Origin of the sequence: Vreelandella halophila (genome assembly GCF_009856365.1) — a bacterium.
GTDB classification, from domain to species: Bacteria; Pseudomonadota; Gammaproteobacteria; order Pseudomonadales; family Oleiphilaceae; genus Halospina; species Halospina utahensis_B.
The window spans coordinates 376078-400137 of the sequence record NZ_WMEX01000002.1 but is presented as its reverse complement, the minus strand read 5'-3'; the positions used below and the strand labels follow the sequence as shown (position 1 = coordinate 400137).

Below are 24060 nucleotides of genomic sequence, written 5' to 3'. Positions count from 1 at the left end.
CCATCAGCGGCTGTAATCGCGATAGGATTTCTCTTCCACGAAACGTGACCCCAGGGTGAGGTTGACCCGTTTCTTGAGCGCCGCGCGCTCGTCGTTGGTGAAATAGACCGAGCGGGCCAGCTCAATAAAGCGCTCACCGAAGCGCCCCGCAGCCTCCTCTTCCCGGATAGCGTCCTCAATCTCCCAGAGTTTCTCGTTGACCGCCTTCAGCTCCCGGCGCTCCGCAGCAACACGGTCGGGCTCCGTAATAGCCTCCTGCCAGTGCTGGCTCAATGCTTCGAGTTCCGTGTGCACGTGTTGGAGCTTGTCCGCATCCTCGATGCGCTCAGACTTGATCTCGAGGATGGTGATCTTATCCAGTACTTCACCAAAGGAAACCGGTATCCGGATCGTGTCAGTCATTGGCGTTCTGTCGCACCCCTGATGGCATGAAATCGAGCGCAGCAGTCTATCATCCGTTGCCCGCCTTTGGTTCATCAGCCAGTGACAGATGGGAAACATCCGGCGCCGGCGGCTCGGGCTTTTCCTCTTCAGCTCCGAGATCCTCGCCGGGCGGCGCCACCGACCATTCATCCAGGTGCTCGAACACGGGTTCCGGTTCCTCCCGTGTGTCCCCCAGCCGCTCGCCCGGAGCGCCCAGGCTGAGATCCGAGCCGGCCAGAATGGAATCCACCTTCTCACCCGCCACCGGCAGCCGGTCACCCGGTTCCACGGCCACATCGCCGCCTGCAGGCGATGGGTCACGGCCCTCATTCGAGCGGGCTTGTGGTTGCTCCACCGCCCCGGCCTGCTGCATGGGCTCAATATGCGCCACCAGCCCGTTCTTCTTCATGGCGGCCTGATACTTGTGCGCCGTGGCCTCATCAAGCCGGTTCCTGATCACCACGCGCTCACCGGAGAACATCTTCTCCAGCTGGGCATCATTGGCCTTGAACAACCCCCTGGCCCGTTCCCGCGCCGACTGTTCGTCGAGGCCTGCTTCCCACTCCCCGCGAAACACCAGTTGATACATAGCATTTGCCCGTCGTTTGCCTGCGTCTGTTTCACAGCATAGCGCACATGACGCCTGTGAGCGCTGTAGCAGAGCGAACGCTGGAATATTAAAAAGCTGTCAAACCGGCTGCATTATCCGGAACAGCCGAGGATAATACAGCTGTTACGTTCTGTTACGTTGAATGCGATGATGCTACGAGTTTCGACAGGATACTGGCTCACCGTTCTGGCAACCACGCTGCTGCTCACCCCGGCTGCGATGGCTGGCGCCAGCGAGCGTCTCGAGGACCGCCTGGCCTCGACCCTGAAGCAGGTACATGCCAGCTATGAGGGCTACGAGCAGGCCACAGTCCCCGAGGATGGACACCCCAAGACCTATCTGCTTCTGGACTTTGAGGGCGACAACCTCAGCCGCCGCGAGCAGCGCCAGGAGCGTATCCATCACATCTGCAGCCGCATACTCACCAACCGGGACCTGGTGGAGGATCTGTCCCGGCGGGGCGTTCATATGGTGTCCGTCGCCTTCGACCGCCAATACCAGTACGACTGCCTCTGAACAGCCCTACTCCGGTTCCGGCAGAAAAGCCTCCCCCGCGAACTGTTCCAGCAGCTGCTGCACCCGGTCCAATTCGAAGCCGGCCACGGCCTCCGCCAGCTGATCGGCGAAGGCCACCAGCTCCTCAACGCCCTGGTCCCGCGCCTGTGACTGCAGTTCTTCGGCAAACGCCTGGAGCGCCTCCGGGTCGCCGCTGTCGACCAGAGACGTGGCCTGCGGGATCAGGGAATAACGCAGCGCGCGCATCACCCGCTTCTGCTGCTCCTCGCTGAGGTCGCTCCAGGCTGTCAGATTCTCCGGCTCACTCCCCTCATCCGTCTGTTCCAGATCAATGCGTTCATGGGTGAGGTAATCCGCCAGCTCCCCGAGCAGGATCTCCCGGCTCACGGGTTTGTGCAGATAGCCATCAAATCCGGCCTCGCGGATGCGCGCGGCCTCGCTGGTCATGACCGAAGCAGTAAGCGCCACGATCGGGATATCACTGAGCTTGCGATCCTCGCCAAAGGCCCGAAGCGCCGCAAACCCGTCCATCTCAGGCATGCGGATATCCATCAGCACCAGGTCCGGACGGGAAGCACGCGCCTTCTCCAGCGCCTGAACACCATTCTCAGCCTCTTCAACCGCAAGCCCTTCGGGCTCAAGCACATCCCGCACCAGCTGGCGGTTCACCGGGTTGTCATCCACGATCAGGACCCGGCTGCAACTGAAGCGATAACGTACCGCCAGCGTCTCATCATTCACATCCGGTGCGGCCAGCGCTGTTTCCACATCACGCAGATGCACGCGGAAGGTCGTGCCCTCACCGGGCTGGCTGCGCACGCTGAGCTCACCGTTCATCATCTCGACCAGCTTGCGGCTGATTGCCAGTCCCAGACCGGTGCCGCCGTATAGTCGACTGCTCTGCCCGGCCTGCTGCTCAAAGGCCTCAAAGATCCGCTCCTGCTGCTCCTCGGGAATGCCGATGCCGGTGTCGACCACCTCGATGCACAGCTCGGGGGCCTCGCTCTCCTTCCAGGCCACACGCACCCGGACTTCACCATGGTCGGTGAACTTGATGGCATTACCCACCAGGTTGAACAGCACCTGGCGCAGGCGGGTTTCATCCAGGACCATCACCGGCGGCATGTTCTCGTCCATTTCAAAGACCAGTTCCAGCCCTTTCTCGCGAGCCCGGATCGTGAAGATATGGCGCACATCCTCCAGCAGCCGGCTGAGATCCAGTGGCCCGTACTCAAGCCGCATCTTGCCCGCCTCCACGCGCGACAGGTCCAGGATGTCGTTGATCAGCGTCAACAGACTGCGGCTGCCGGCCTTGATGGACTCCAGGTAGCCGCGCTGGCGCTCGTCGGTAATGGTGCGCTCAAGCAGTTCCGTGTAGCCGATGACCGCATTCATGGGGGTGCGGATCTCATGGGACATGTTGGCCAGGAACTCGCTCTTGGCGCGGTTCGCCTCCTCGGCCTGGTCCGCCAGGTCCTCGGCCCGCTGCTTGGCGTCGAGCAGTTCCTCCTCGCTGCGCTTCAGGGCCTGTTCGGAACGTACCCGTTCACCCACTTCCCGGGAGAGCTTGCGGTTCCAGTAGAAGAAAGCAGCCAGCACCAGCAGGGCGATGATCCCCACCCGACGGACCACGGTATAGTCCGCCTGCTGTTCCACGTCGAGTTTGATCCAGCGGTTGTAGACCTCATCCAGGGCCGAACGGTCAATGCGGCTCAGGGCCTTACCCAGAATCCCCACCAGTTGCGGGTATTCCGCCTTTACGGCCAGCCTTAGATCGTACTGGAAAGGCGCGATGCTGGTAATCCGGAGATTATCCAGACCGAGACGGGAGACGTTGTAGCTGACACCAGGGATATGAGTGATCATCACATCCAGCTCGTTATTGGCCACACGGCGCAGCCCCTGCTCGATGGAGGTCACTTCCGTGATATCCAGAGCCGAGTGGTGTCGGTTGAGGTATTCTCCGGCGGCCATGCCCTGGACCACACCGACCCGATCACTGTCATCGAGCTCGGAGAGATCGCCCACAAAGCTGTGGTCATCACGCACCACGATGGCCACCGGCAGACTGAGATAGCTGCGCGTGAACAGGTGCTCGTCCTGGCGATCCGGTGTGCGCGGAAGTGCGGGTACCACATCCACTGTCCCATCAGCGAGCATCGAATCCACCGTCTCGCCGGAGGGAACCGGCACCCGCTCAAACTCGTAATCAAGCTCCGCCTCGATCAGTGACAGAAGATCGGGAATCACGCCTTCCAGTTTGCTCTCGCCCCGGAACTCAACCGGGGGCCAACCGGTCCGCATGGCCACTTTCAGTTCCGGGTTGTCCTTCAGCCACTGGCGTTCATTCGCAGTGAGCACCACCTCTTCCTCGGTGTCCCCGAAAATCTCCTCATGGCCGATCCAGGCCCCCTGGATATTGCGGTGCTCCAGGGTGGTCATCGAATCAATGGCCGCATCCAGAATGCCCCGCAACTTTCCTTCCTCGAAGGGGACGGCGTAGGACATGGGCAAGGGGCGCTCCTCCATGACCTGCACCCTCTGGATAACGCGCAGGTCGTTGTTCTCCAGATACTGATCCCCCACCGGAACGGGAGCGAGCAGTGCATCCGCTTCCTCACTGCGCAGCATGTCCATGGCCTCACTCAGCGTCAGCGCTGCCAGGGGCGTGAACGAGGGGATGCGGTCGAGGAGCTGGAATGGGTAGCGGTCACCGTCCAGAAAGACCACGCGTTTGTCTTCCAGGCTGCCAAGCCGGCTGATGCTGGCGTTGTCCCGGCGGGCATAGATGCCGTAGCGCACCTGCATGTAGGGGCGGGTGAACCGGTACTTGCCGGTTGAGCGATTGGCGAAGCGCATGCTGATCGCGTCGATCTGGCCCTGGGCCAGCATGCGTTCAAGAAGCAGGGGGTTGCCGCCGACCATTTCCACACGGGTCCCCAGCTTGCGCTCAAGAAGCCGGGCATAGCCGGATTCGGTGCCCAGGACCCGACCAAATTCATTGCGGTAGGCCAGCGGCGGACGGCCCGAGGGAATGCCCAGGCGGATGCGTTCCTTGTCCTGCAGCCAGAGCTTCTGGTCCACACTGAGTTCGGGCAGGTTATCGGTCGCCGGGAACGGGATGGCCTGCCCCGCCACCGGGATGACCAGCGCCAGTAACGCCGCAAAAACCACCAGCAGCCGCATCAGCGCCCTCCTCCCGAGCGTTTGTCCTGCTCGGCAGCGGGAATGACGCGATTACGGCCCTGCTCCTTGGCGCGATACAGGGCACGGTCCGCCATATCCAGCAGCTGGTCCGGGCCATCAACCTCCATGAAGCCGGTCACGCCACCGGAGAAGGTCACCTCAACCCGTTCATGCCGGAAATGGAACGGCAGCGCCTGGATCCGTTCACGCAGCTTATCCAGCACGGTAACAGCGGTCTCCAGCGGCGTTGCCGGGAGCAGAATGATGAACTCCTCGCCACCGTAGCGCGCGATGTAGTCCGTCTCACGCAGGTTCTCCCGCAGGGAGCGGGCCAGAAGCTGCAGGACCTTGTCGCCGGCCAGGTGCCCGTAAGTATCGTTGATGCCCTTGAACCAGTCGATGTCGATGATGGCCAGACTCGTTGGCTCACGATAGCGGTGCCAGCGCCGGTATTCCTGGTCCAGTCGTTCCTCCAGCGCCTCACGGTTGGGCAGCTGGGTCAGCATATCGGTAGCCGCCCGTTCCCGCTCCTTTCTGAGTTCCTTCTGCACTTCCCGGGACTCGGCCTCCATGGCGGTCACCTTCTCCTGTAGATCCTGAACCTGTTCCCGCAGGGCCTGTTCCCGCTTCGTATCAGCCTCACGGTACTCCGTCAGTGTGGCATTGAGGCGATCCACGTGATCACGAACCGCCTGCTGCAGCCCGCTGAGTTCAGTCGCTCCCAGGGCACTGCTGCCCATCTCATCCAGTTCCTGGTCGATGCGCTGGTCGAACGCTTCGGACACTTCCTGCCAGTGACCGAAGTCCAGTGCCCCCGTCTCAAACTGGGTGCGCAACCGCACCAGCCGCTGGTCGAGACCCGCCAGGAACTGCTCAAACTCCCGCTGCCCCCGGCCCACGGCCGCCACAACAAGGTGCACGACCTCATCCAGAACCGCCTGGATCTGGCCCCAGTTTTCGCTTGCACGGACCCTTTCCAGAAGGATTTCAATCCGTTCCTGGGCCGGTTCCGGCAGTGTGATATGTTGCTGGATATGGCGCAGAAGCTGCAGAAGCCGGGCACAGAGGTTGCGGAGCTGCTCATCGTCGGCCCGTGGCTCACCGCTGTCCAGATCGAGCCCGGCAGCCAGCTCACTGTCCTCCGGCTCGTCAGCGTTACTGTCCGGAGAGTCTGCTTCGGTCGCCTCTTCTTCCCTGACGTCAGCTCCGCCACCAAGAACCCGCTGCCAGAACGAGCCCCGCTTCTGTGCGTCCCCGGACTCGGAAAGAACCTGCTGCTGGAGTTCCGCCAGCTGCTCCAGAATCCCGGGTAGTGCGTTGAAGCGCCCAACAGTGTCTGCCGGCGTGCGCTCCAGCGCCCTGAGTTGACGGCGTTCATTGCGTCCCGCACGGGAACGCAGCGGATCGATCAGACCCTGCAGCGCTTGCTGGAGACGGCTGACAACCGCCTGACGTTCCTCATCGAAGCCGGAAACGTGCGTTTCCAGCGCATCCTGAAGGCGCCGGAGGGCGCCGGGATCAGGGTCGCCTTCACGGACCAGTTCCCGCAGCTCGCCAAGGAGCCGATCCAGTTCGCCGTCCTGCCCTTCGGCAACCAGCGAGACACGGACCAGAAGCCGCTGGAGACTGTTCTGGCGCTGCTGCCACTGCTTTTCATCCTGCTCATGCTGTTCCAGCGCGGCAAGGTATTTCTGCCGCCAGTCCTGGTCACTCATGCCGCCCCTGCTCCGTCCTGGCTCCGCGGTCACCGGCCTTGCGCCGCCGCGCACGCGGATGCGCGCTGTCGTACACCTGGGCCAGATGCTGGAAGTCCAGGTGAGTATAGATCTGTGTGGTGGCTATATCCGAATGTCCCAACAATTCCTGTACGGCCCGCAGGTCGCCACTGGATTCCAGCATGTGACTGGCAAAGGAATGACGCATCAGATGCGGATGCAGGCCCTGGTCCGCGTGGCAGCGCTGCCCCCAGCGCCGCAGGCGGGCCTGTACCGTGCGGCGATGGATACGTTGCCCTCTGCGGCTGACGAATACCGCCGACTCACTGGCCAGCGCCAGTGCCGGGCGCTGTTCCAGCCAGCGGTCCAGTGCCGCCAGGGCAGCGCGGCCAATGGGAACGATGCGGGTTTTGCCACCCTTGCCGGTCACCCGGACGCTGGCATCACGGCGATCCACGTCGGCATCATTCAGTGCCACCAGCTCCGCCAGGCGCAGCCCTGAGGAATACATCAGCTCGATCATGGCCAGATCCCGCATCTCCAGAGGATCCTCCGGAGACTGTTCCAGCAGATGGTGCAGCTGGTCCACGTCCATCACGCCGGGCAGTGGGCGCTGGTTGCGCGGCGGGCGGATGTCGAGAGCGGGGTTGTCGGCTACCAGTCCTTCACGGATGAGGAACCCGTAGAACCGCCGGATGGCGGAAAGATGGCGCGCGATGGTGCGGCCGGAACGTCCCTCGCGGGCCAGGCCGGCGACATAGCGGCGGAGTTCGGCCTGGTTAAGAGCAACCGGGTCACGCTCCTGATTGTCGCACCACTGGCAGAGCCTGCGTAGATCCCGGCCGTAGTGCTCGCAGGTCCGCTGGGCACTGCGTTTCTCCGAGGCCATGTAGCGCAGAAAGCGTTGCACCGGCTCTGGCAGCCCCTCAGCCGCCTGGATCCGTTCCGCGTACGCATCAGTGGACGCCATGCTGGAACTCCCGGAGTGATGGGTCAGTGGCCGGCTTCCGCATCGGGCATGGCAATCCGGCCTTCCGGCGCCAGCAGCGGCGGAAGCAGCCGGCCAAGGGTATCGCTGATGTAGGTCATGAACAGCGACCCCATACTGCTGTGGAAATACCCTTCGTCCTCACTGGCAATGGCGATCAGGCCGACGCACTCATCCCGGCGCACCGGGATCACCGCAGCTGAACCCACCCGTTCCGGCGCGGAGAACAACGCCTCACGGTGGCTGTCACGCAGCCGGCCGAAAAGCGGCTGGCTTTCATCCAGTACCTCACCGAACACCTCCCGGGCCCTGTTCCGCTGAAGGTAGCGCACGGCACCGCACTGGGAGGGCGGTTCACCATCGGTCAGCACTGTCAGGCTCGCACTCTGAAGCTGGAACTCACCGCGGATGGTCTCATCCAGTATCGCTGCCACCTCCTCCACGGAACGGGCATCCAGAAGCGCCATGAGCAGGCGCTTGCTGCGCGTGAACAGCTGGTCATTCTGCCGGGCAATGCCGATCAGGCCGGACAGTTCCTCACGCAGGGCATCCCGCTGCTCGCGGAACAGATGCACCTGGCGTTCCACCAGCGAGATCGCCTGACCGCTGTCATGGGGAAGTGTCAGCTTCTGCAGGAGATGCTCATGACGCTCGAAGAAATCCGGGTTGGCCTCCAGGTACTCAGCCACATCGGCTTCGGAGACCCCGGTGGTTGCCGGTTCCGCTGTCGGGTCTGTCATGCATTACCCTTCTTTTTCCTGTTGTTCTGCGGGCGACCACCACCCTGACGGGAGCGGCGTCCGTCACCGGGTGGCTTGATCCGCCCCTCGAAGACCCGCGTGGCGGGCCCTTCCATCGTAACAGCTGCCCCATCCCCCGGCCACGAAATGGTCAGGGGACCGCCGAGCAACTCCACTGTGACGCGCTCGGACAGAAGGCCACGCAGCCGCCCGGCCACAACCGCGGCACAGGCGCCACTGCCGCAGGCCCGGGTTTCGCCCACACCGCGCTCGAACACCCGGAGCCGTATCCGATCCGGCGCCACCACCTGCATGAAGCCGGCGTTGGCCCGGGCCGGAAAGCGCGGATGGGCCTCAATCAGCGGGCCCAGGCTCTCCACAGGCGCTGTGTCCACATCGTCCACCACGAGCACGCCATGGGGGTTGCCCATGGAGACCGTGGCAATGCTCAGCTCCTGGCCGTCCACCGTAATCGGATAGGTCACCGCCTGTTCGTCCGCCGCGAACGGAATGGCTGCGGGCGCCAGCTCCGGCACCCCCATGTCCACCCGCACCAGCCCCTTCTTTGTAACCTCCAGGGTCATGATGCCGGTGGCCGTCTGCACCCGTATCCGGTGCTGGCGGGTCAGCTGCTGGTCGCGCACGAACCGTGCGAAACACCGGGCGCCATTGCCGCACTGCTGCACTTCGGAGCCGTCCGCATTGAAGATGCGATAACGGAAGTCCACGTCCGGTCGCTCCGGAGGCTCCACCATCAGCAGCTGATCAAAGCCCACGCCCAGATGGCGGTCCGCCATTGACCGGATCTGGCTGGCTTCAAGCTGCACCGGCTGGGTAATGGCATCCACCACCATGAAGTCGTTGCCCAGCCCGTGCATCTTGGTAAAGCGCAGCCAGCCGCCACGCCCCCGGCGCCCGTCGCCACTCATGAACCCAGCTCCGGCAGCGGTATTTCCGGTGCCAGCTGTTCCTCCAGTGTTTCCCGCCGGCGCACCAGGTGCACATCCGCCCCGTCAACGAGGATCTCCGGCGGCCGGTTGCGGGTATTGTAGTTTGAACTCATGACAAAACCGTAGGCGCCAGCCGAGCGCACGGCAAGCAGGTCGCCCGCTTCAATCGCCAGCTCGCGCTGCTTGCCCAGAAAATCCCCTGTCTCGCAGACCGGCCCCACCACATCGTAGACGCCCGGCTGGATGCCACTCGGGTCGGCCACCGCCTCAATCCGCTGCCAGGCGGAATACAACGACGGCCGGATCAGATCGTTCATGGCGCCATCCACAATGGCGAACCGGTGTTCATCGCCACCCTTGATGCCCTCCACCCGGGTCACCATGATCCCGGCATTGGCGGCAATGGAGCGCCCCGGCTCCAGAAGCAGCTCCAGGTCCCGGCCGGCCAGCCGCTCCTTCAGTGCCTCCCCGTAGGCGCCGGGGCTGGGAGGCTGCTCGTCGCCATAGGGCACACCGAGACCTCCGCCCATATCCAGGTGCTGGATGGCGATGCCGTCTTCGGCGAGCGCGTCGATCAGCGCCAGCATCCGCTCCAGCGCATCCATCAACGGGTCCAGGCTCTGCAGCTGCGAGCCGATGTGGCAGTCCGCGCCGACCACCTCAAGACCAGGCATTTCCGCCGCCCGGCGGTAAAGGACCCGCGCCTGCTCAATCTCGACGCCGAACTTGTTCTCCTTAAGACCCGTGGAGATGTACGGGTGCGTCCCGGCATCCACGTCCGGGTTCACGCGCACCGACACCGGCGCGATCCGGCCGCGCTCCGAGGCCACCTCGCTGATCATGGCCAGTTCGAAGTCGGACTCCACGTTGAAGCAGCGCACCCCGGCCTCCAGGGCACGCTCAATCTCCCAGCGCTGCTTGCCCACGCCCGAGAAAACGGTCGCACCGGGGTCGCCTCCGGCCCGGATGACGCGCTCGAGCTCACCACCGGAAACAATGTCAAAACCGGCACCGAGCCGGGCCAGCACATTGAGCACCGCCAGGTTGCTGTTGGCTTTTACCGCATAGCAGATGCGATGGGGCATCCCCTCCAGCGCCTGGTCATAGGCGTGGAAATGGCGCTCCAGTGTGGCCCTCGAATAGATGTAACAGGGCGTGCCGTGAGCTGCAGCGATCCGGCTTACCGGTACGGATTCGGCGTAGAGCTCGCCGTCGTGTCGGTTGAAAAAATCCATGGTCGGCGTCTGCCCTGATCAGCAAAGATGACTGGGAATGGTGTACGAAGCCGGGGCCCGGGCACTTTCCGGCCCTTCCGGGTCGCCCTCGCGGTAGAGTGGTCCCTTCTGCCCGCAGCCGGCCAGAACCAGCATGAGCGCCAGCAGTGCCAGGATCGATCCGCGCATAAGCCACCTCCCGAAGAAACGCAGTATTATAACGCCACAGTTGAAGGATCTCACACACGGATGTCACCCGGTCGCCATGCTTTCTGCTAATCTCGGGCGCTATGAGGGAATATCTGATCAAGCGGGTTCGCACCGAACCGGGCAGCAGCGCCAACGCCGAGCCAGCCAGCCTGCAGGTGGACGACGAAGGTGTCATCCAGGCAGCGGATGACGCCGCCGAGGCCCTGTTCGGCTACGGTATCCTGGAAATGCAGGGGCTGCCCATGAAGGAGCTTGTGGCCAGCCGCGAGGATAACCCCCTCATGCCCCCGCTCAACGATGCCCTGGAGCAGGGCCAGAGCGCGCTGATCACCGTTCGCCATGCCTCCGGCTATTTCTTCTCCATCAACCTGCGCCGCTCCACCAGTGACGCCACGGCCAGCACCGACGAGGCAATGCGCATACGGCCGCGCCAGGCCACGCCCCTGGACACCCGCGTATTCCGCCTGGCCGAACAGAGTGGTGGCCTCGGCATCTGGGAGTTGGATCCGGACTTCAACCGCCTGCACTGGTCCGAAGGCCTTTACCACCTGCTGGACCTGCCGCCGGGCAATCAGCTCGACCCGGAGCATGTGCTGTTCTACTTCCAGGAGCACCAGAGCCAGGTGCGCCGGGCCATTCTCCAGTGCCTGCGCCAGGGCGAGCCGTTCTCCATGGAAGTACCGGTGCTCACCGCCAACCAGAACCACCGCTGGCTGCGGCTCACCGGGCGCAGCCTGGACGATTCCGGCAAACGCCGCCTGATCGCCGGCAGCGCCGTGGACATCACCGCTCGCCGTGCGGACGCGCACTCGGCCCAGGTCTGGAAGTACCGTACCGAAAGCGTGCTGGCCGCCTCGAACGATCTGATCGTCATCATGAACCCGGAACTGGAAATCGTCGCGGTCAACCAGGCCTACAATGATGCCTTCCAGGCCGCCTTCGGGGTCATGCCCAATGTGGGCGACCAGCTCACCGATCTGCTCGCGGACTACCCGGAGGAACGGCGCCTCTACGCCCGCCTGTGGGAACGCGCCATGAGCCAGGAAGGCTTCTGCATCGAGATGCCCCTGGCGCAGTCCGAGGAACAGCAGACGGTCTACGAGATCCAGTTCAACCGCATCTTCTCCCCAGGCGGGGAACTGCTCGGGGCGGCGCAGGTGGCCCGGGACAAACGGGTTTCCCAGCTGGATGGCGAGGATCACGTCCACTACCTGAACCGGCACGATCCGCTGACGGGGCTGCTTAACCGCCGCGAGATCCTCCAGCGCCTGCACCGTGCCCTGAGCCTCCAGCGTGAGGCCGGCACACCCCACGCCCTGGTGCACCTGGATCTGGACGGTTTCAGCACCCTCAACGCCCGCTTTGGCTCCGGTGGCTGCGACCGCTACCTGCGGGAAATCAGCAGCATGATGTCGGGCCGTCTGCGCCAGCGCGATGCCCTTGCCCGGGTGGCCAGCGACCAGTTCGTCATCATTCTGGACAACTGCGGTACGGAGGAAGCCGTCAAGGTCTGCCACAACCTGAGGGATGCCGTCAGCGCCTTCGGCTTTGAGTGGCGGGGCGACACCATCCAGACCACCGTCAGTGCCGGTCTCCTGCCCCTGCACCTGGTGACCGACGAATCACCGGAGCAGTGCCTCACCCTGGCTGCGGACCTGTGCGAGACCGCCAAGGCCACCGGCCCCTCCAGCCTCAACCTCTACCGCACCGGCGCCGAAGGCGGTGACGAAACCGCTACCCGCGAGGACCTGGCACAGCTGATGTACGCCATCACCACCGATGCCATCGAGCTGCACTTCCAGGCACTGCGCCCGATCGCCAGCGCCACCTGGGGCGACCATGTGGAGGTACTGGCAAGGCTCTACCGGGAGCCGGACGACCAGGGCCGCCGCGCCGAGGAACTCTGGCGCCCGGCCTCCTTCATGCCGCTGGCGGAACGCTTTGATCTGGGGTATGCACTGGACCGGCGCGTCATCGCCCGCGCCCTGGCCTGGCTGGAGGAGAACCCTCTGATGCAGCCACGGCTCAAGATGATCAGCTTCAACCTGTCCGCCAGCAGCCTTCTTGATGCCAGCTTTGCGGACGAGGTGGCACACCAGATCGAGGCCAGCTCCTTCGAGGCAACCAGCTTCTGCTTTGAGATCCGCGAGACCCATGCATGCCGGTACCCGGATGAGGCCCGGCGGAGTGCTGAAGCACTGCGGGCGGCAGGGTGCCGGATCGCCCTCGATGCCGCCGGTATCAGCGGTCAGACCCATAACCTGATCGGTGATCTGGGAATCAGCATCGTCAAGCTGGACGAAAGCCTGGTGCATGACCTGGCGGATAACCCGCTGCAGGTGATCATGGTGGAAGCCATCCACCGGATGGCTCTGATGTGCGACGCGGTGACCGTTGCTCCTTTCATTGAGGACGACGCCACCCTGCGCAAGGTGCGTGAACTGGGGCTGCACTTCGGTCAGGGCTATCGCCTGACCAGCCCGGAACTCCTGGACCAGCTCGCACCCCCGGCCCAGCCCGGCAGCCGGGGCGGTTTCTTCAGGGCGCGTGGTTAACCCGCAGCGCCACCCTGCGTCAGCGCTTCCAACTGCTGCGCCGCCTCCCGAGCCGCCTCCCGTACCCGGACTGGCGCGGTGCCACCCACATGGGAACGGGAGCTCACGGAACCCTCCAGGGTCAGCACCTCGTAGACATCGTTACCGATCGCCCCGCTGAACTGCTGCAGCTCGGCGAGCTCAAGGTCTTCCAGGTCGCGACCATCGCGGTCAGCATAGGCAACGGCCTGCCCCACCACCTCGTGGGCATCCCGGAACGCCAGGCCCTGCCGCACCAGGTAGTCCGCCAGGTCGGTGGCGGTGGCGAAACCGCGCCGGGCCGCGGCCCGGGTGTTGTCCCTGCGCACGGAAAGCGCCGGCATCATATCCGCGTACGCCCGCAGGCAGCCCTTGACGGTATCCACGGTGTCGAACAGCGGCTCCTTGTCCTCCTGGTTGTCCTTGTTGTAGGCCAGTGGCTGGCCCTTCATCAGGGTCAGCAGGGACATGAGGTGGCCGTTCACGCGGCCGGTCTTGCCACGCACCAGCTCGGGCACATCCGGGTTCTTCTTCTGGGGCATAATGGACGAGCCGGTGCAGAAGCGGTCCGGCAGGTCCACAAAGCTGAACTGCGCGGAAGTCCACAGCACCAGCTCCTCGCTGAAGCGCGAGAGATGGGTCAGCAGCAGCGCGGCGAAGCTGCTGAACTCGATGGCGAAATCCCGGTCACTGACCGAATCCAGTGAGTTGGCAGTAGGGCCGTCAAAGCCCAGCAGTTCCGCGGTGTAGTGGCGGTCGATGGGGTAGCTGGTGCCGGCCAGGGCCGCAGCGCCCAGCGGCAAGCGGTTCACGCGCTTGCGGCAGTCGAGCAGCCGCTCATGGTCCCGCTGCAGCATCTCGTTCCAGGCCAGCATGTGGTGGCCGAAGGTCACCGGCTGGGCACTCTGCAGATGGGTAAAGCCGGGCATGATGGTGTCCGCCTCGCGCTCAGCCAGCTCAATCAGGCCGGACTGCAGCCGGCCCAGTTCAACCGCGATGGCGTCGATCTCGTCGCGCAGGTAGAGGCGGATATCGGTGGCGATCTGGTCGTTACGCGAACGCCCGGTGTGGAGCTTCTTGCCGGTGACACCGATACGCTCGGTCAGCGCCGCCTCGATGTTCATGTGCACGTCCTCAAGGCTCACCGACCACTCAAAACGGCCCGCCTCGATGTCGGCGTGCACGGCCTCCAGACCCTCGATGATCTGGCGCTCCTCCTCAGCGGTGAGCACGCCGACCTTCGCGAGCATGCGCGCATGGGCAATGGAGCCACGAATGTCATGGTGGTAGAGCCGCTGATCAAAGCCCACCGAGGCTGTGAACCGCTCCACAAAGGCATCCGTGGGCTCGCTGAACCGCCCGCCCCAGAGTTTGGCCGCCGCTTTCCGCTCGTCGCTCATGGTCTATCCTGTTGTCATGGAATCAAATGCACCCGCAGGCCGCGCAGTATAACAGCCTTCCAATCCGGCGCCCTATGTCACCATGAACCAGAGCCAGGAGCCACAAAACGACGGCGGCTTCATCCCGGATCTCTGCCAGGTCCGGGCCGTGTTCCTGCTGGTGCTCACCACCGAGCTGGTGGTGCTGCTGTTCGCACTGGCCCGGCCTTCCAGTGGCCTGCTGGACTGGCACTACCTGGGCCTGGCCTCGCTGCTGGCCCAGTGGGTCACCCTGACCGCCGCCGGCCTCATCTGCACGTTCAGGAGCCAACTCGAATCCCTGGGAGTGCCGCTTGCCACTGTTGCCATCACCCTGCTGGTACTGGTGGACACTGCCGCCTTCACACTGTTCGGCCAATGGCTTCTCAACCCCGCGCTCTCGCCGTTGGACGCCCCGTTCACCCTGCTGCGCAACCTGCTCATGGCAGCGCTGATCACCCTGATGGCGCTGCGCTACTTCCACCTGCAGTACCAGCGCCGCCGCCAGGAGGAAGCGGAAGTTGAGGCCCGCATCGCCGCGCTCCAGGCGCGCATCCAGCCCCATTTCCTGTTCAACAGCATGAATACCATTGCCAGCCTGATCGCCTCCGATCCGGAACGCGCCGAGGAGGTGGTGCTGGATCTCTGCGACCTCTTCCGGGTCAGTCTGAATACCGCCGGGACCCGCCTCATTCCTCTGTCCGAGGAGCTGCGCCTGTGCGAACGCTACCTCGCCATCGAAAAGCTGCGCCTGGGCCCGCGCCTGGACGTGGACTGGCACCTGGACGGCAGCGCCAGCGAACTGCCGGTACCACCGCTGATCCTGCAGCCCCTGATGGAGAACGCGGTCTATCACGGCATCCAGCCCCTGACCGGGGGCGGCACCATCCGGGTGGAGTCCGAACGGACCCGGCGCTGGCTCTATATACTGATCCACAATCCTCTGGCCAGCGACCAGGCAGGCCGCCACCAGGGCCAACGCATGGCCCTGGAGAACATCCGGGCCCGGCTGCAGGCGGTCTACGGAGACACCGCGGCTCTCAAGGCCAGCCAGGGGAATGACCACTTCACCGTAACGCTGAGACTGCCGGGAAACAGGGAGAACGAGGCATGACGGAACACCGGGTCCTGATCGTGGACGACGAGGCACCCGCCCGGGACCGGCTGCGACGGCTGCTGGAAGCCATCGAGGGCTGCCGGGTCTGCGCCGAGGCCGGCAACGGCACCGAAGCCCTGGAAAAAGCAGCGGAACACCGGCCCGACATCGTGCTCATGGACGTGCGGATGCCGGGCATGGACGGAATGGACGCAGCCCGGGAGCTGACCGCCCAGGCCACACCACCGGCGGTGATCTTCTGCACCGCCTATGACGACTACGCCCTGAGCGCCTTCCGGGTGGACGCCACGGACTACCTGGTCAAACCCGTGCGCCGGGAGGCCCTGGCCAGCGCGCTGAGCCGCGCCGGCCGCGTCAATCGCCCACAGAGCCGGCAATTTGCGCCAGAGGACAACCCCGCCATCGTGGTCCGCAACCAGGCTGGCGTGGAGCGCGTTGAGCTCGACCGGCTCTACTACGCCAGCGCCGACAACAAGTACGTGACCCTGGTCCATGACCGCGGCGAAACCCTGTGCGATTACAGCCTGCGCGAACTGGAGCAGGCCCACGGCGCACACCTGCTGCGCATCCACCGCCACACCCTGGTCAATCGCCGCTACCTGGAGGCACTCACCCGGACCCAATCCGGTCACCAGGTCCTGCTTTCGGATCCGGCGGGCACCCGCCTGCGCGTCAGCCGGCGCCATGCCACCACCGTGCGCGACCACCTCCAGGGCTGAGGCGGCAATGGGCGACAACAGCCCCCTGAAACGCTACCCTAGGGAACCCCAGAACCCATCCACTCACTGAGGAACCGCCGCTCCATGGCCCGAGACACCCTGCGCATCGCCACCCGCCGGAGCCAGCTTGCCCTGTGGCAGGCCGAACACATCAAGAGCCGACTGGAACAGGCCCATCCAGGGCTCAGCGTCGAGCTGGTGGGCATCAAGACCCGTGGCGACAAGATCCTGGACGTGCCGCTGGCCAAGATCGGTGGCAAGGCCCTGTTCGTGAAGGAACTTGAAGAAGCCATGCTGGATGGGCGTGCGGACATCGCCGTTCACTCCATGAAGGACGTTCCGATGGTCTTCCCCGAGGGCCTGGGGCTCATGGCCATCTGTGAACGTGGCGCTCCCACGGACGCTTTCGTGAGCAACCACCATGCGGATGTGGACGCCCTGCCCGAAGGCGCCGTTATCGGCACCTCCAGCCTGCGCCGCCAGGCGCAGCTCGCCGCGCATCGGCCCGACTGCCGGATCGAGACCCTGCGCGGCAACGTCAACACGCGCCTGGCCAAGCTCGATGACGGCCAGTACGACGCCATCGTGCTCGCCACCTCCGGCCTGCGCCGGCTCGGTTTCGACGAGCGCATCCGCTACGAGATCCCGCCGGAGATCAGCCTGCCGGCAGTCGGCCAGGGAGCGTTGGGCATTGAATGCCGAACGGACGACACCGAGCTTGTCGCCATGCTGGAACCGCTGATCCATGCCGAATCCCGGGACCGGGTACTGGCGGAGCGGGCCCTGAACACACGCCTGGAAGGCGGCTGCCAGGTCCCCATCGGCGCCTATGCCGAACTGGAAGGGGATGAGCTCCACCTGCGTGGCCTGGTGGCCTCACCGGACGGCAGCCGGGTTCACCATGTTGAGGGGCGCGCCCATCGCAGCGAAGGCGAAGCCCTTGGTCGTCGCCTGGCCGAACAGCTTCTTGAAAAGGGCGCCGGCGCCATCCTGGCCGAGGTCTATGGCTACGAGCCCGAATAACCCGCCACTGGCCGGACGCCGGATCCTGGTGTCCCGCCCCGAACCCAGGGCGGAGGAAACGCGCCAGGCGCTCGAGCAGGCCGGTGCCTGCAGCCGTGCGCTGCCGCTGATCGCCATCCAGCCCCGCACACTGGATGGCCGTGAACGCAGCCTGATCCAGGAACTGGACAACTTCCGGAAGATCATCGCGGTCAGCCCCAATGCCGCACGTCTGCTTCTGGAGCAGGCGGATGACTGGTGGCCGCAGTGGCCCGTGGGCCTGGAGTGGTGGGGGCCCGGCGAAGGCACCGCCCGGGTGTTCCGCGATGCCGGCCTCCCTGGCCAGGCGCCGCTCAGCGGCCATGATTCCGAGGCCCTGCTCAACTGCCCCTCATTCCAGCCGGAGACGGTGGCCGGCGAAAAAGTCCTGATCGCCCGTGGCGACCGGGGGCGGGAACTGTTACGCGATACCCTGACGGATCGCGGCGCCCGTGTTGAGGTCCTCCCACTGTACGAGCGCACCCCCATCGACTGGCCCGAGGCCACGCTCCGGGAACACCTCACCACCTTTGACCCGGACACCGTGCTCGCACTTTCCGGGGAAACATTGAAGCGCCTGCTCGAGGTGGGTCAGAATGCAGACTCGAAGCTGCGGGAACGCTGCCTCGTGGTACCGGTGGAACGGGTGGCCCAGCAGGCCCGTGACGCCGGCTTTCGCGACGTCCGGGTGGCCCCGGCCATGAGCCCGGACGGGCTGATCGACGCCTGCGGGGCGTCCCCCTCAAACGCGGAGTAACGGACACTCGTGAACAACAACAGCAAACAGCTTCCGGCGACCACCACAGCCAGCCTCCAGCCCAGCCCCGCGCGGCTCTGGCCACTGTGGCTGATCATCCTCCTTCTGGCCGCGGGCCTGCTTGGCGCCGGCGCCATGCTGTGGGAACAGCACCGCAGCCAGCAGCAGCTCAGCAACCGTCTCGACACCCTCAGCAGCATGGCCTCGGATCTGCGCCAGAGTCAGCGCTCAAGCAGCGAGGCCCGTGAACAGCGCCTCAACCGCATTGAAGGGAAACTCGACGAACAGACCAGCGCACTGGACACCCAGTCGCGCCAGATCGCCCACAATGCCCGCTCCCTGCTCGGACTGGGTCAGCGCACCCGGACCGACTGGCTGCTCGCCGAAGCGGAGTACCTGCTGCGCCTCGCCAACCAGCGGCTGGAACTGGAAAACGACCACCAGGGAGCGCTGCGCCTTCTGGAACGCACCGATGAACTGCTGGCGGGCATCGACGCCGCCGGCGTCCACCCCATCCGCGAAGCCCTTGCCGAGGAGATCCTGGCGCTGCGCACCATTGACCCGGTGGACCGGACCGGCATCCATCTGCAGCTCGAGGCCGCCATTGGGATGATCCCGGAGCTGGGCCGTACCCAGTCCCTGGACCCGGCCGACACACTGCCCGGCGCCAACAGCAACAGCAGTCAGCAGACGGATGCCGGCCTGTGGCAGCAGCTGCTGGACGTTCTCGACCGCATGGTCCGTATCCGCCGGGTGGAGGGGCCCACCCAGGCCCTGCTGACCCCCGAGCAGGAAACCCAGGCCCAGCTCCATCTCCAGCTGATGTTCGAACAGGCCGCCGCCGCCCTGCTGCGCGGCGACAACGCTGTCTACCGGCGCTCCCTCGGGCGTGCCGGGGACTGGCTGGAGCGCTGGTATGACAGCAGCAACCAGACGGCCTCGGCACTGCGCGAGCTGATCAGCGACCTCCGGGATGAACGCCTCCAGGCCGAAGCGCCGGACATCAGTGAATCCCTGGAACTGCTCAAGGCCCGACTGCGGGCCCGTGCCGACGAATCCGGTCCGCCCCAGTCGGATGATGACAATGGGGAGACCAGCCAATGAGGGCCCTGCTCATTGTTCTGTGCGTCGCCGTGCTGGCAGGCACGCTACTCAGCCTTGGCATGTCGGAGGACCCCGGCTACATACGCATCAGCATCGGAACCTGGCTGATTGAGACCAACTTCTGGGTGGGGATGTCACTGGTGGTGCTGGCCGCCCTGATCCTGCACTGGCTGCTGGGCCTTGTGCGCGGGCTGCGCCTGAGCCCCGGTGCCATGGGCCAGTGGTGGCGCAACAGCGGGCGCCGCCGCGCCCGGCGCCGGACCACACAGGGGCTGCTGGAGCTGGCCGAGGGCAACTGGGGCCGGGCACGCAAACTGCTTGAACAGGGTGCCGGCAACGCGGAAACACCGCTCATCAATTACCTGTCAGCCGCGGAAGCCGCGCACCAGCAGGGTGACCAGGAGGAGGCCGACCGCTTCCTGCGCCTCGCCTGGGAAAGCACCGCCGGCTCGGATCTGGCGGTCGGCCTGACCCAGGCCCGGCTGCAGCTCAACGCCGGACGCAACGAACAGGCCCTGGCAACACTGCTGCGCCTGCGCCGCAACTCCCCCAATCACCCGCACGTGATGCGCCAGCTCGCGAATGTCTACCGCAACCTCGAGGACTGGCAGGCACTCAGTGAACTGCTGCCGGAACTGCGCCGCCACGCCGCGCTGGATGAAAGCAGCCTGACCGTTCTGGAGCAGGAAGTCTGGCTCAACGTGCTCGACCAGGCCGCCGAGCGGCTGGAACGCCAGCCCCCGGAACAGCGCAACCTGGACCATCTGGACCGGGTCTGGGATCAGCTTCCCCCGCCCCGGCGCAATGACGAGTCCGTGGTGCATCACTACGCCAACCACCTGGCCCGCCTGGGCGCGGAATCCCGCGCCGAAAGCCTGCTGCGCAAGGTCCTGCGCCACAGCTGGAGTGACCTGCTGATCAACCTCTACGGCCGCATTCAGGGCCCCAGGGAGGATGAGCAGTTATTGGCGGCTGAGGGCTGGCTCAAGGAGCGCCCCAACAACCCGGAACTGCTGCTGGCCCTGGGGCGCATCAGCCTGCGTAACCGGCTCTGGGGCAAGGCCAGGGAATACCTGGAAACCAGTCTCGGAGTACGCCACAGCCAGGAGACGGCCGCGGAACTGTGCCGGCTCTACGCCCACCTGGGCCGCTACGAGGACAGCGTCCGCCTGCTTCGCCAGGGAGTTCTCGAGCACCATGGTCTGCCCAGGCTGCCCATGCCGGAGCCCCGGCGCCGCAGCGGTACCCCGGCGCGCTGAGGCCTCAGCCGCGCGGGGCGTACTGCAGCACGTCCGAGTGGAAGCGGGCCGGGTCGAAACCGGCAGGCGTGAGGCCATCCAGAACACTGTAAACCATTGCGGGTGAACCGCTGGCAATGACCTTCACCTGACCCAGGTCATGGCCATCCGCCAGGATGGCCTCGGCCAGGCGTTCATGATGACAGTCCGAGGCCGCATCCGCCTCGCACACCACCGGCCGGAAATGAAAGTCCGGCCAGGCCTCCTCCCAGCGTTCAGCGGTCCCGCGCAGATACATGTCCCCGGCGTCGCGTGCCCCCCAGTAAAGGGTGACCGGCTGCTCCATGCGGCTGAAGCGCAGGTAGTCCACAATGCTCTTGGCCTGGGCAAACCCTGTCCCGGCCACAACCAGCAGCAGCGGCGCCCCGGGGGGTTCCTTCAGGCAGGCCTCACCATAGGGCATGGAGATCCGGGCGCAGCCCTCGTGACGCAGGTATTCCATGACTTCATGGGCACTGGCCCACTCCGGCGGCGCCTGGATGTGAAGGGTCAGCTGCTCGGCCCCGGGGGCACTGGCGATGGAAAACCAGGCCGGATCCCGCCCGGGCAGATGGATGGCCAGGTACTGCCCGGCACTGAAGGGCACGGGGCGGCCCTGGGGCCACTCGAACCGTACCTGATAGATGTCGTTACCGACCTGCCCGATCTCGCTGAGATGGAACAGGTCTGTCTTCGGCTGTTGCGCGTTGGCGTCCATAGTATCCTCGTACGCGGCGCAGGCGGCCGGAGTTCAGTCGAGGCCGAGCTGGGGCCAGAGTTCGTCCACCCGGCGTTTGACCTCGTCGCTCATGGTAATCGGGCGCCCCCACTCCCGGTCAGTCTCACCAGGCCACTTGGTGGTGGCATCTAGCCCCATCTTGGAACCCAGCCCTGCTACCGGCGATGCGAAATCCAGGTAATCAATGGGCGAGTTGTCCACCAGGGTGGTATCGCGGGTCGGGTCCATGCGGGTGGTGATCGCCCAGATCACGTCCTGCCAGTCGCGGGCATTGATGTCATCATCGGTGACGATCACGAACTTGGTGTACATGAACTGGCGCAGGAAGGACCATACACCCATCATCACGCGTTTGGCATGGCCGGGGTACTGCTTCTTCATGGTCACAACGGCCATGCGATAGGAGCAGCCCTCCGGAGGCAGGTAGAAGTCCACGATCTCCGGAAACTGCTTGCGCAGGATGGGTACGAACACTTCATTCAGGGCCACGCCCAGAACCGCGGGTTCGTCCGGGGGGCGCCCTGTGTAGGTGCTGTGGTAGATGGGATTTTTCCGGTGGGTGATGCGTTCAACCGTAAAGACCGGGAAGGTCTCCACCTCGTTGTAGTAACCGGTATGGTCCCCGAAAGGCCCCTCTGGCGCCGTGTCATCCGGGTAGATGTAGCCTTCCAGGATGATCTCCGCGCTGGCCGGCACCTGCAGGTCACCTACCCCGGCATTGACCAGTTCGGTGCGCGAGCCACGCAGCAGGCCGGAGAACGCGTACTCGGAAAGGGTATCCGGCACTGGTGTCACCGCCCCCAGGATGGTGGCCGGGTCAGCCCCCAGCGCCACCGCCACCGGGAAGGGCTCGCCCGGATGCTGCTGTTGCCACTGCTGGAAATCCTGCGCTCCACCGCGATGGGCCAGCCAGCGCATGATCAGGCGATTGCGCCCGATCCGCTGCTGGCGGTAGATGCCCATGTTCTGGCGTTCCTTCTCGGGCCCGCGTGTGACCACCAGCGGCCAGGTGATGAGCGGCCCCGCATCTTCCGGCCAGCAGGTCTGCACCGGCAACTGGTAGAGGTCCACGTCATCCCCTTCCAGCACCACTTCCTGGCAGGGCGCGGACCGCTTGATCTTGGGCCCCATCTTCATGACCTGGCGGAAGATGGGCATCTTGTCGAAGGCATCACGGAAGCCCTTGGGCGGTTCCGGCTCCTTGAGGAACGCCAGCAGCTCACCGATCTCGCGCAGGCTCTCGACGCTGTCACGCCCCATGCCCATGGCCACGCGCTTGGGCGTGCCAAACAGGTTCGCCAGAACCGGCATGCTGTACCCCGTCGGGTTCTCGAACAGCAGCGCCGGTCCCTCCTTCTTCAGGGTCCGGTCGGCGATCTCGGTCATCTCCAGCCGTGGATCAACCTCGGTGGTGATGCGCTTGAGTTCGCCCTGCTGTTCAAGCTGATCAATGAAATCGCGCAGATCCCGGTACTGCATGAAGGCTCCTGCGGGGTTATCGTTTCTTCATCGCCTGGAAGAATTCCTCGTTGGTCTTCGTGTCCCGCAGCTTGTCGATCAGGAACTCCACGGCGGCCACGTCGTCATCCATCGAGTGCAGGAGCTTGCGCAGGATCCAGACCCGCTGCAGCTCGTCCTCGCTGACCAGCAGATCCTCGCGGCGCGTACCCGAACGGCGGACGTTGATGGCCGGATAGGTGCGGCGCTCGGCGATCCGGCGGTCCAGGTGCACCTCCATATTGCCGGTGCCCTTGAACTCCTCGTAGATCACCTCGTCCATCTTGGAGCCGGTGTCCACCAGGGCCGTGGCCATGATGGTCAGACTGCCACCCTCTTCCACATTCCGCGCAGCGCCGAAGAAACGCTTGGGCTTTTCCAGGGCGTGGGCGTCGACACCACCGGTCAGCACCTTGCCAGAGGACGGGATCACGGTGTTGTAGGCCCGGGCGAGACGGGTGATGGAGTCCAGCAGGATCACCACGTCCTTCTTGTGCTCAACCAGGCGCTTGGCCTTTTCGATCACCATCTCGGCCACCTGCACGTGGCGTGCCGGCGGCTCATCGAAGGTGGAGGCCACAACCTCGCCGCGCACCGTGCGCTGCATCTCCGTGACCTCCTCCGGGCGCTCATCGATGAGCAGCACCATCAGGTGGCAGTCAGGGGAGTTGCGCACAATGGACTGGGCCATGGTCTGCATCAGCAGCGTCTTACCCGCCTTGGGCGGAGAAACGATCAGGCCACGCTGGCCTTTGCCGATGGGGGAGACAAGATCCAGGATCCGCGCCGACAGGTCCTCGGTGGAACCGTTGCCGGCTTCCAGCCGCAGCCGTTCCTCCGGGAAGAGCGGCGTCAGGTTCTCGAACAGGATCTTGTGGCGGGTGTTGTCGGCCTTCCCGAAGTTGATGTCGTTGACCTTGAGCAGCGCGAAATACCGCTCGCCGTCTTTCGGAGGCCGGATCTTGCCGGAAATCGAGTCCCCGGTGCGCAGGTTGAACCGCCGGATCTGGCTGGGCGAGACATAGATGTCGTCCGGGCCCGCCAGGTAGGAGGAATCGGCGGACCGCAGAAACCCGAACCCGTCCTGGAGGATCTCAAGCACGCCATCGCCGTGGATGTCCTCACCGCTTTTGGCGTGTTTCTTGAGAATCGCGAAGATCACATCCTGCTTTCGCGAACGGGCCATGTTTTCGAGGCCCATCTCCTGGGCAACCTCAATGAGTTCGGGAACGGGTTTTTTCTTGAGTTCGGTCAGATTCATAGATT

21 protein-coding genes are annotated in these 24060 nt (G+C 64.9%); 8 read left to right on the top strand and 13 right to left on the bottom strand.

The features are described from left to right. Positions 1–3: 3 nt before the first annotated feature. The gene (locus tag GLW01_RS05150; RefSeq protein ID WP_160898365.1) at positions 4–402 is read right to left on the bottom strand and encodes a DUF6165 family protein; all 399 of its coding nucleotides are present in this window, start codon (positions 400–402) and stop codon (positions 4–6) included. Between the two features lie 49 nt (positions 403–451). After that, positions 452–1012, bottom strand: a complete 561-nt coding sequence (locus GLW01_RS05145; RefSeq protein ID WP_160898364.1) for a hypothetical protein — start codon at positions 1010–1012, stop codon at positions 452–454. Between the two features lie 168 nt (positions 1013–1180). Between GLW01_RS05145 and GLW01_RS05140 the strand changes: the two genes are divergently transcribed. Continuing rightward, positions 1181–1549, top strand: coding sequence for a hypothetical protein (locus GLW01_RS05140; RefSeq protein ID WP_151440723.1), 369 nt, complete (start codon positions 1181–1183; stop codon positions 1547–1549). 6 nt (positions 1550–1555) lie between these two features. Here GLW01_RS05140 and GLW01_RS05135 read toward each other — a convergent pair whose 3' ends face one another. From GLW01_RS05135 to lptM, 7 genes are read right to left on the bottom strand one after another with little or no spacing between them, the layout of a single operon-like run. Beyond that, positions 1556–4735 carry an ATP-binding protein gene (locus GLW01_RS05135; protein WP_160898363.1) on the bottom strand — a complete coding sequence of 1060 codons (3180 nt, stop codon included), beginning with the start codon at positions 4733–4735 and terminating at the stop codon, positions 1556–1558. Beyond that, complete coding sequence (locus GLW01_RS05130) at positions 4735–6450, bottom strand: GGDEF domain-containing protein (RefSeq protein ID WP_160898362.1); 1716 nt, start codon at positions 6448–6450, stop codon at positions 4735–4737. Before GLW01_RS05130 ends, GLW01_RS05135 begins: the two co-directional genes overlap by 1 nt. Next, the gene (xerC, locus tag GLW01_RS05125; protein WP_160898361.1) at positions 6443–7420 is read right to left on the bottom strand and encodes a tyrosine recombinase XerC; all 978 of its coding nucleotides are present in this window, start codon (positions 7418–7420) and stop codon (positions 6443–6445) included. The genes GLW01_RS05130 and xerC overlap by 8 nt, the downstream gene beginning before the upstream one ends. Positions 7421–7443: 23 nt before the next feature. Continuing rightward, positions 7444–8178, bottom strand: a complete 735-nt coding sequence (locus tag GLW01_RS05120) for a DUF484 family protein (RefSeq protein ID WP_151440727.1) — start codon at positions 8176–8178, stop codon at positions 7444–7446. After that, positions 8175–9107, bottom strand: a complete 933-nt coding sequence (dapF, locus tag GLW01_RS05115; RefSeq protein ID WP_160898360.1) for a diaminopimelate epimerase — start codon at positions 9105–9107, stop codon at positions 8175–8177. The genes GLW01_RS05120 and dapF overlap by 4 nt, the downstream gene beginning before the upstream one ends. Then, on the bottom strand, positions 9104–10363 hold the full coding sequence (lysA, locus tag GLW01_RS05110) for a diaminopimelate decarboxylase (RefSeq protein ID WP_160898359.1): 1260 nt from the start codon (positions 10361–10363) through the stop codon (positions 9104–9106). The genes dapF and lysA overlap by 4 nt, the downstream gene beginning before the upstream one ends. 18 nt (positions 10364–10381) lie before the next feature. After that, positions 10382–10531 (bottom strand): LPS translocon maturation chaperone LptM, encoded by a 150-nt coding sequence (lptM, locus tag GLW01_RS05105; RefSeq protein WP_160898358.1) that lies wholly within the window; start codon positions 10529–10531, stop codon positions 10382–10384. A 101-nt stretch (positions 10532–10632) separates the two neighbouring features. Between lptM and GLW01_RS05100 the strand changes: the two genes are divergently transcribed. After that, positions 10633–13107 carry an EAL domain-containing protein gene (locus tag GLW01_RS05100; protein WP_160898357.1) on the top strand — a complete coding sequence of 825 codons (2475 nt, stop codon included), beginning with the start codon at positions 10633–10635 and terminating at the stop codon, positions 13105–13107. Here GLW01_RS05100 and argH read toward each other — a convergent pair. Beyond that, entirely contained in the window at positions 13104–14525 is a 1422-nt protein-coding gene (argH, locus tag GLW01_RS05095; protein ID WP_151440732.1) for an argininosuccinate lyase, read from the bottom strand. The two genes, GLW01_RS05100 and argH, sit on opposite strands and share 4 nt — an antisense overlap. Before the next feature lie 82 nt (positions 14526–14607). On the opposite strand from argH, the gene GLW01_RS05090 reads away from it, so the two are divergent. The 6 genes from GLW01_RS05090 to GLW01_RS05065 all read left to right on the top strand — a co-directional run bounded on the left by GLW01_RS05090 (position 14608) and on the right by GLW01_RS05065 (position 20540). After that, the gene (locus GLW01_RS05090) at positions 14608–15657 is read left to right on the top strand and encodes a sensor histidine kinase (protein ID WP_160898356.1); all 1050 of its coding nucleotides are present in this window, start codon (positions 14608–14610) and stop codon (positions 15655–15657) included. Continuing rightward, a complete protein-coding gene (locus GLW01_RS05085; protein ID WP_160898355.1) occupies positions 15654–16379 on the top strand; it encodes a LytR/AlgR family response regulator transcription factor in 726 nt (241 codons plus the stop codon). Before GLW01_RS05090 ends, GLW01_RS05085 begins: the two co-directional genes overlap by 4 nt. A gap of 84 nt (positions 16380–16463) precedes the next feature. Further along, a complete protein-coding gene (gene hemC, locus GLW01_RS05080; protein WP_160898354.1) occupies positions 16464–17402 on the top strand; it encodes a hydroxymethylbilane synthase in 939 nt (312 codons plus the stop codon). Next, on the top strand, positions 17383–18177 hold the full coding sequence (locus GLW01_RS05075; RefSeq protein WP_151440736.1) for a uroporphyrinogen-III synthase: 795 nt from the start codon (positions 17383–17385) through the stop codon (positions 18175–18177). The genes hemC and GLW01_RS05075 overlap by 20 nt, the downstream gene beginning before the upstream one ends. A 9-nt stretch (positions 18178–18186) precedes the next feature. Next, complete coding sequence (locus GLW01_RS05070; RefSeq protein WP_160898353.1) at positions 18187–19281, top strand: uroporphyrinogen-III C-methyltransferase; 1095 nt, start codon at positions 18187–18189, stop codon at positions 19279–19281. Beyond that, a complete protein-coding gene (locus tag GLW01_RS05065) occupies positions 19278–20540 on the top strand; it encodes a heme biosynthesis HemY N-terminal domain-containing protein (RefSeq protein WP_151440738.1) in 1263 nt (420 codons plus the stop codon). Before GLW01_RS05070 ends, GLW01_RS05065 begins: the two co-directional genes overlap by 4 nt. A gap of 4 nt (positions 20541–20544) precedes the next feature. Here GLW01_RS05065 and GLW01_RS05060 read toward each other — a convergent pair whose 3' ends face one another. Genes GLW01_RS05060 through rho form a run of 3 tightly spaced genes read right to left on the bottom strand, consistent with a single transcriptional unit; the run spans position 20545 to position 24055 of the window. Next, positions 20545–21276 (bottom strand): NAD(P)H-flavin reductase, encoded by a 732-nt coding sequence (locus GLW01_RS05060; protein ID WP_151440739.1) that lies wholly within the window; start codon positions 21274–21276, stop codon positions 20545–20547. 33 nt (positions 21277–21309) lie between these two features. Beyond that, complete coding sequence (gene ubiD / locus GLW01_RS05055; RefSeq protein WP_160898352.1) at positions 21310–22776, bottom strand: 4-hydroxy-3-polyprenylbenzoate decarboxylase; 1467 nt, start codon at positions 22774–22776, stop codon at positions 21310–21312. A gap of 16 nt (positions 22777–22792) precedes the next feature. Continuing rightward, positions 22793–24055 carry a transcription termination factor Rho gene (rho, locus tag GLW01_RS05050; protein WP_077530171.1) on the bottom strand — a complete coding sequence of 421 codons (1263 nt, stop codon included), beginning with the start codon at positions 24053–24055 and terminating at the stop codon, positions 22793–22795. Between the last annotated feature and the right edge of the window lie 5 nt (positions 24056–24060).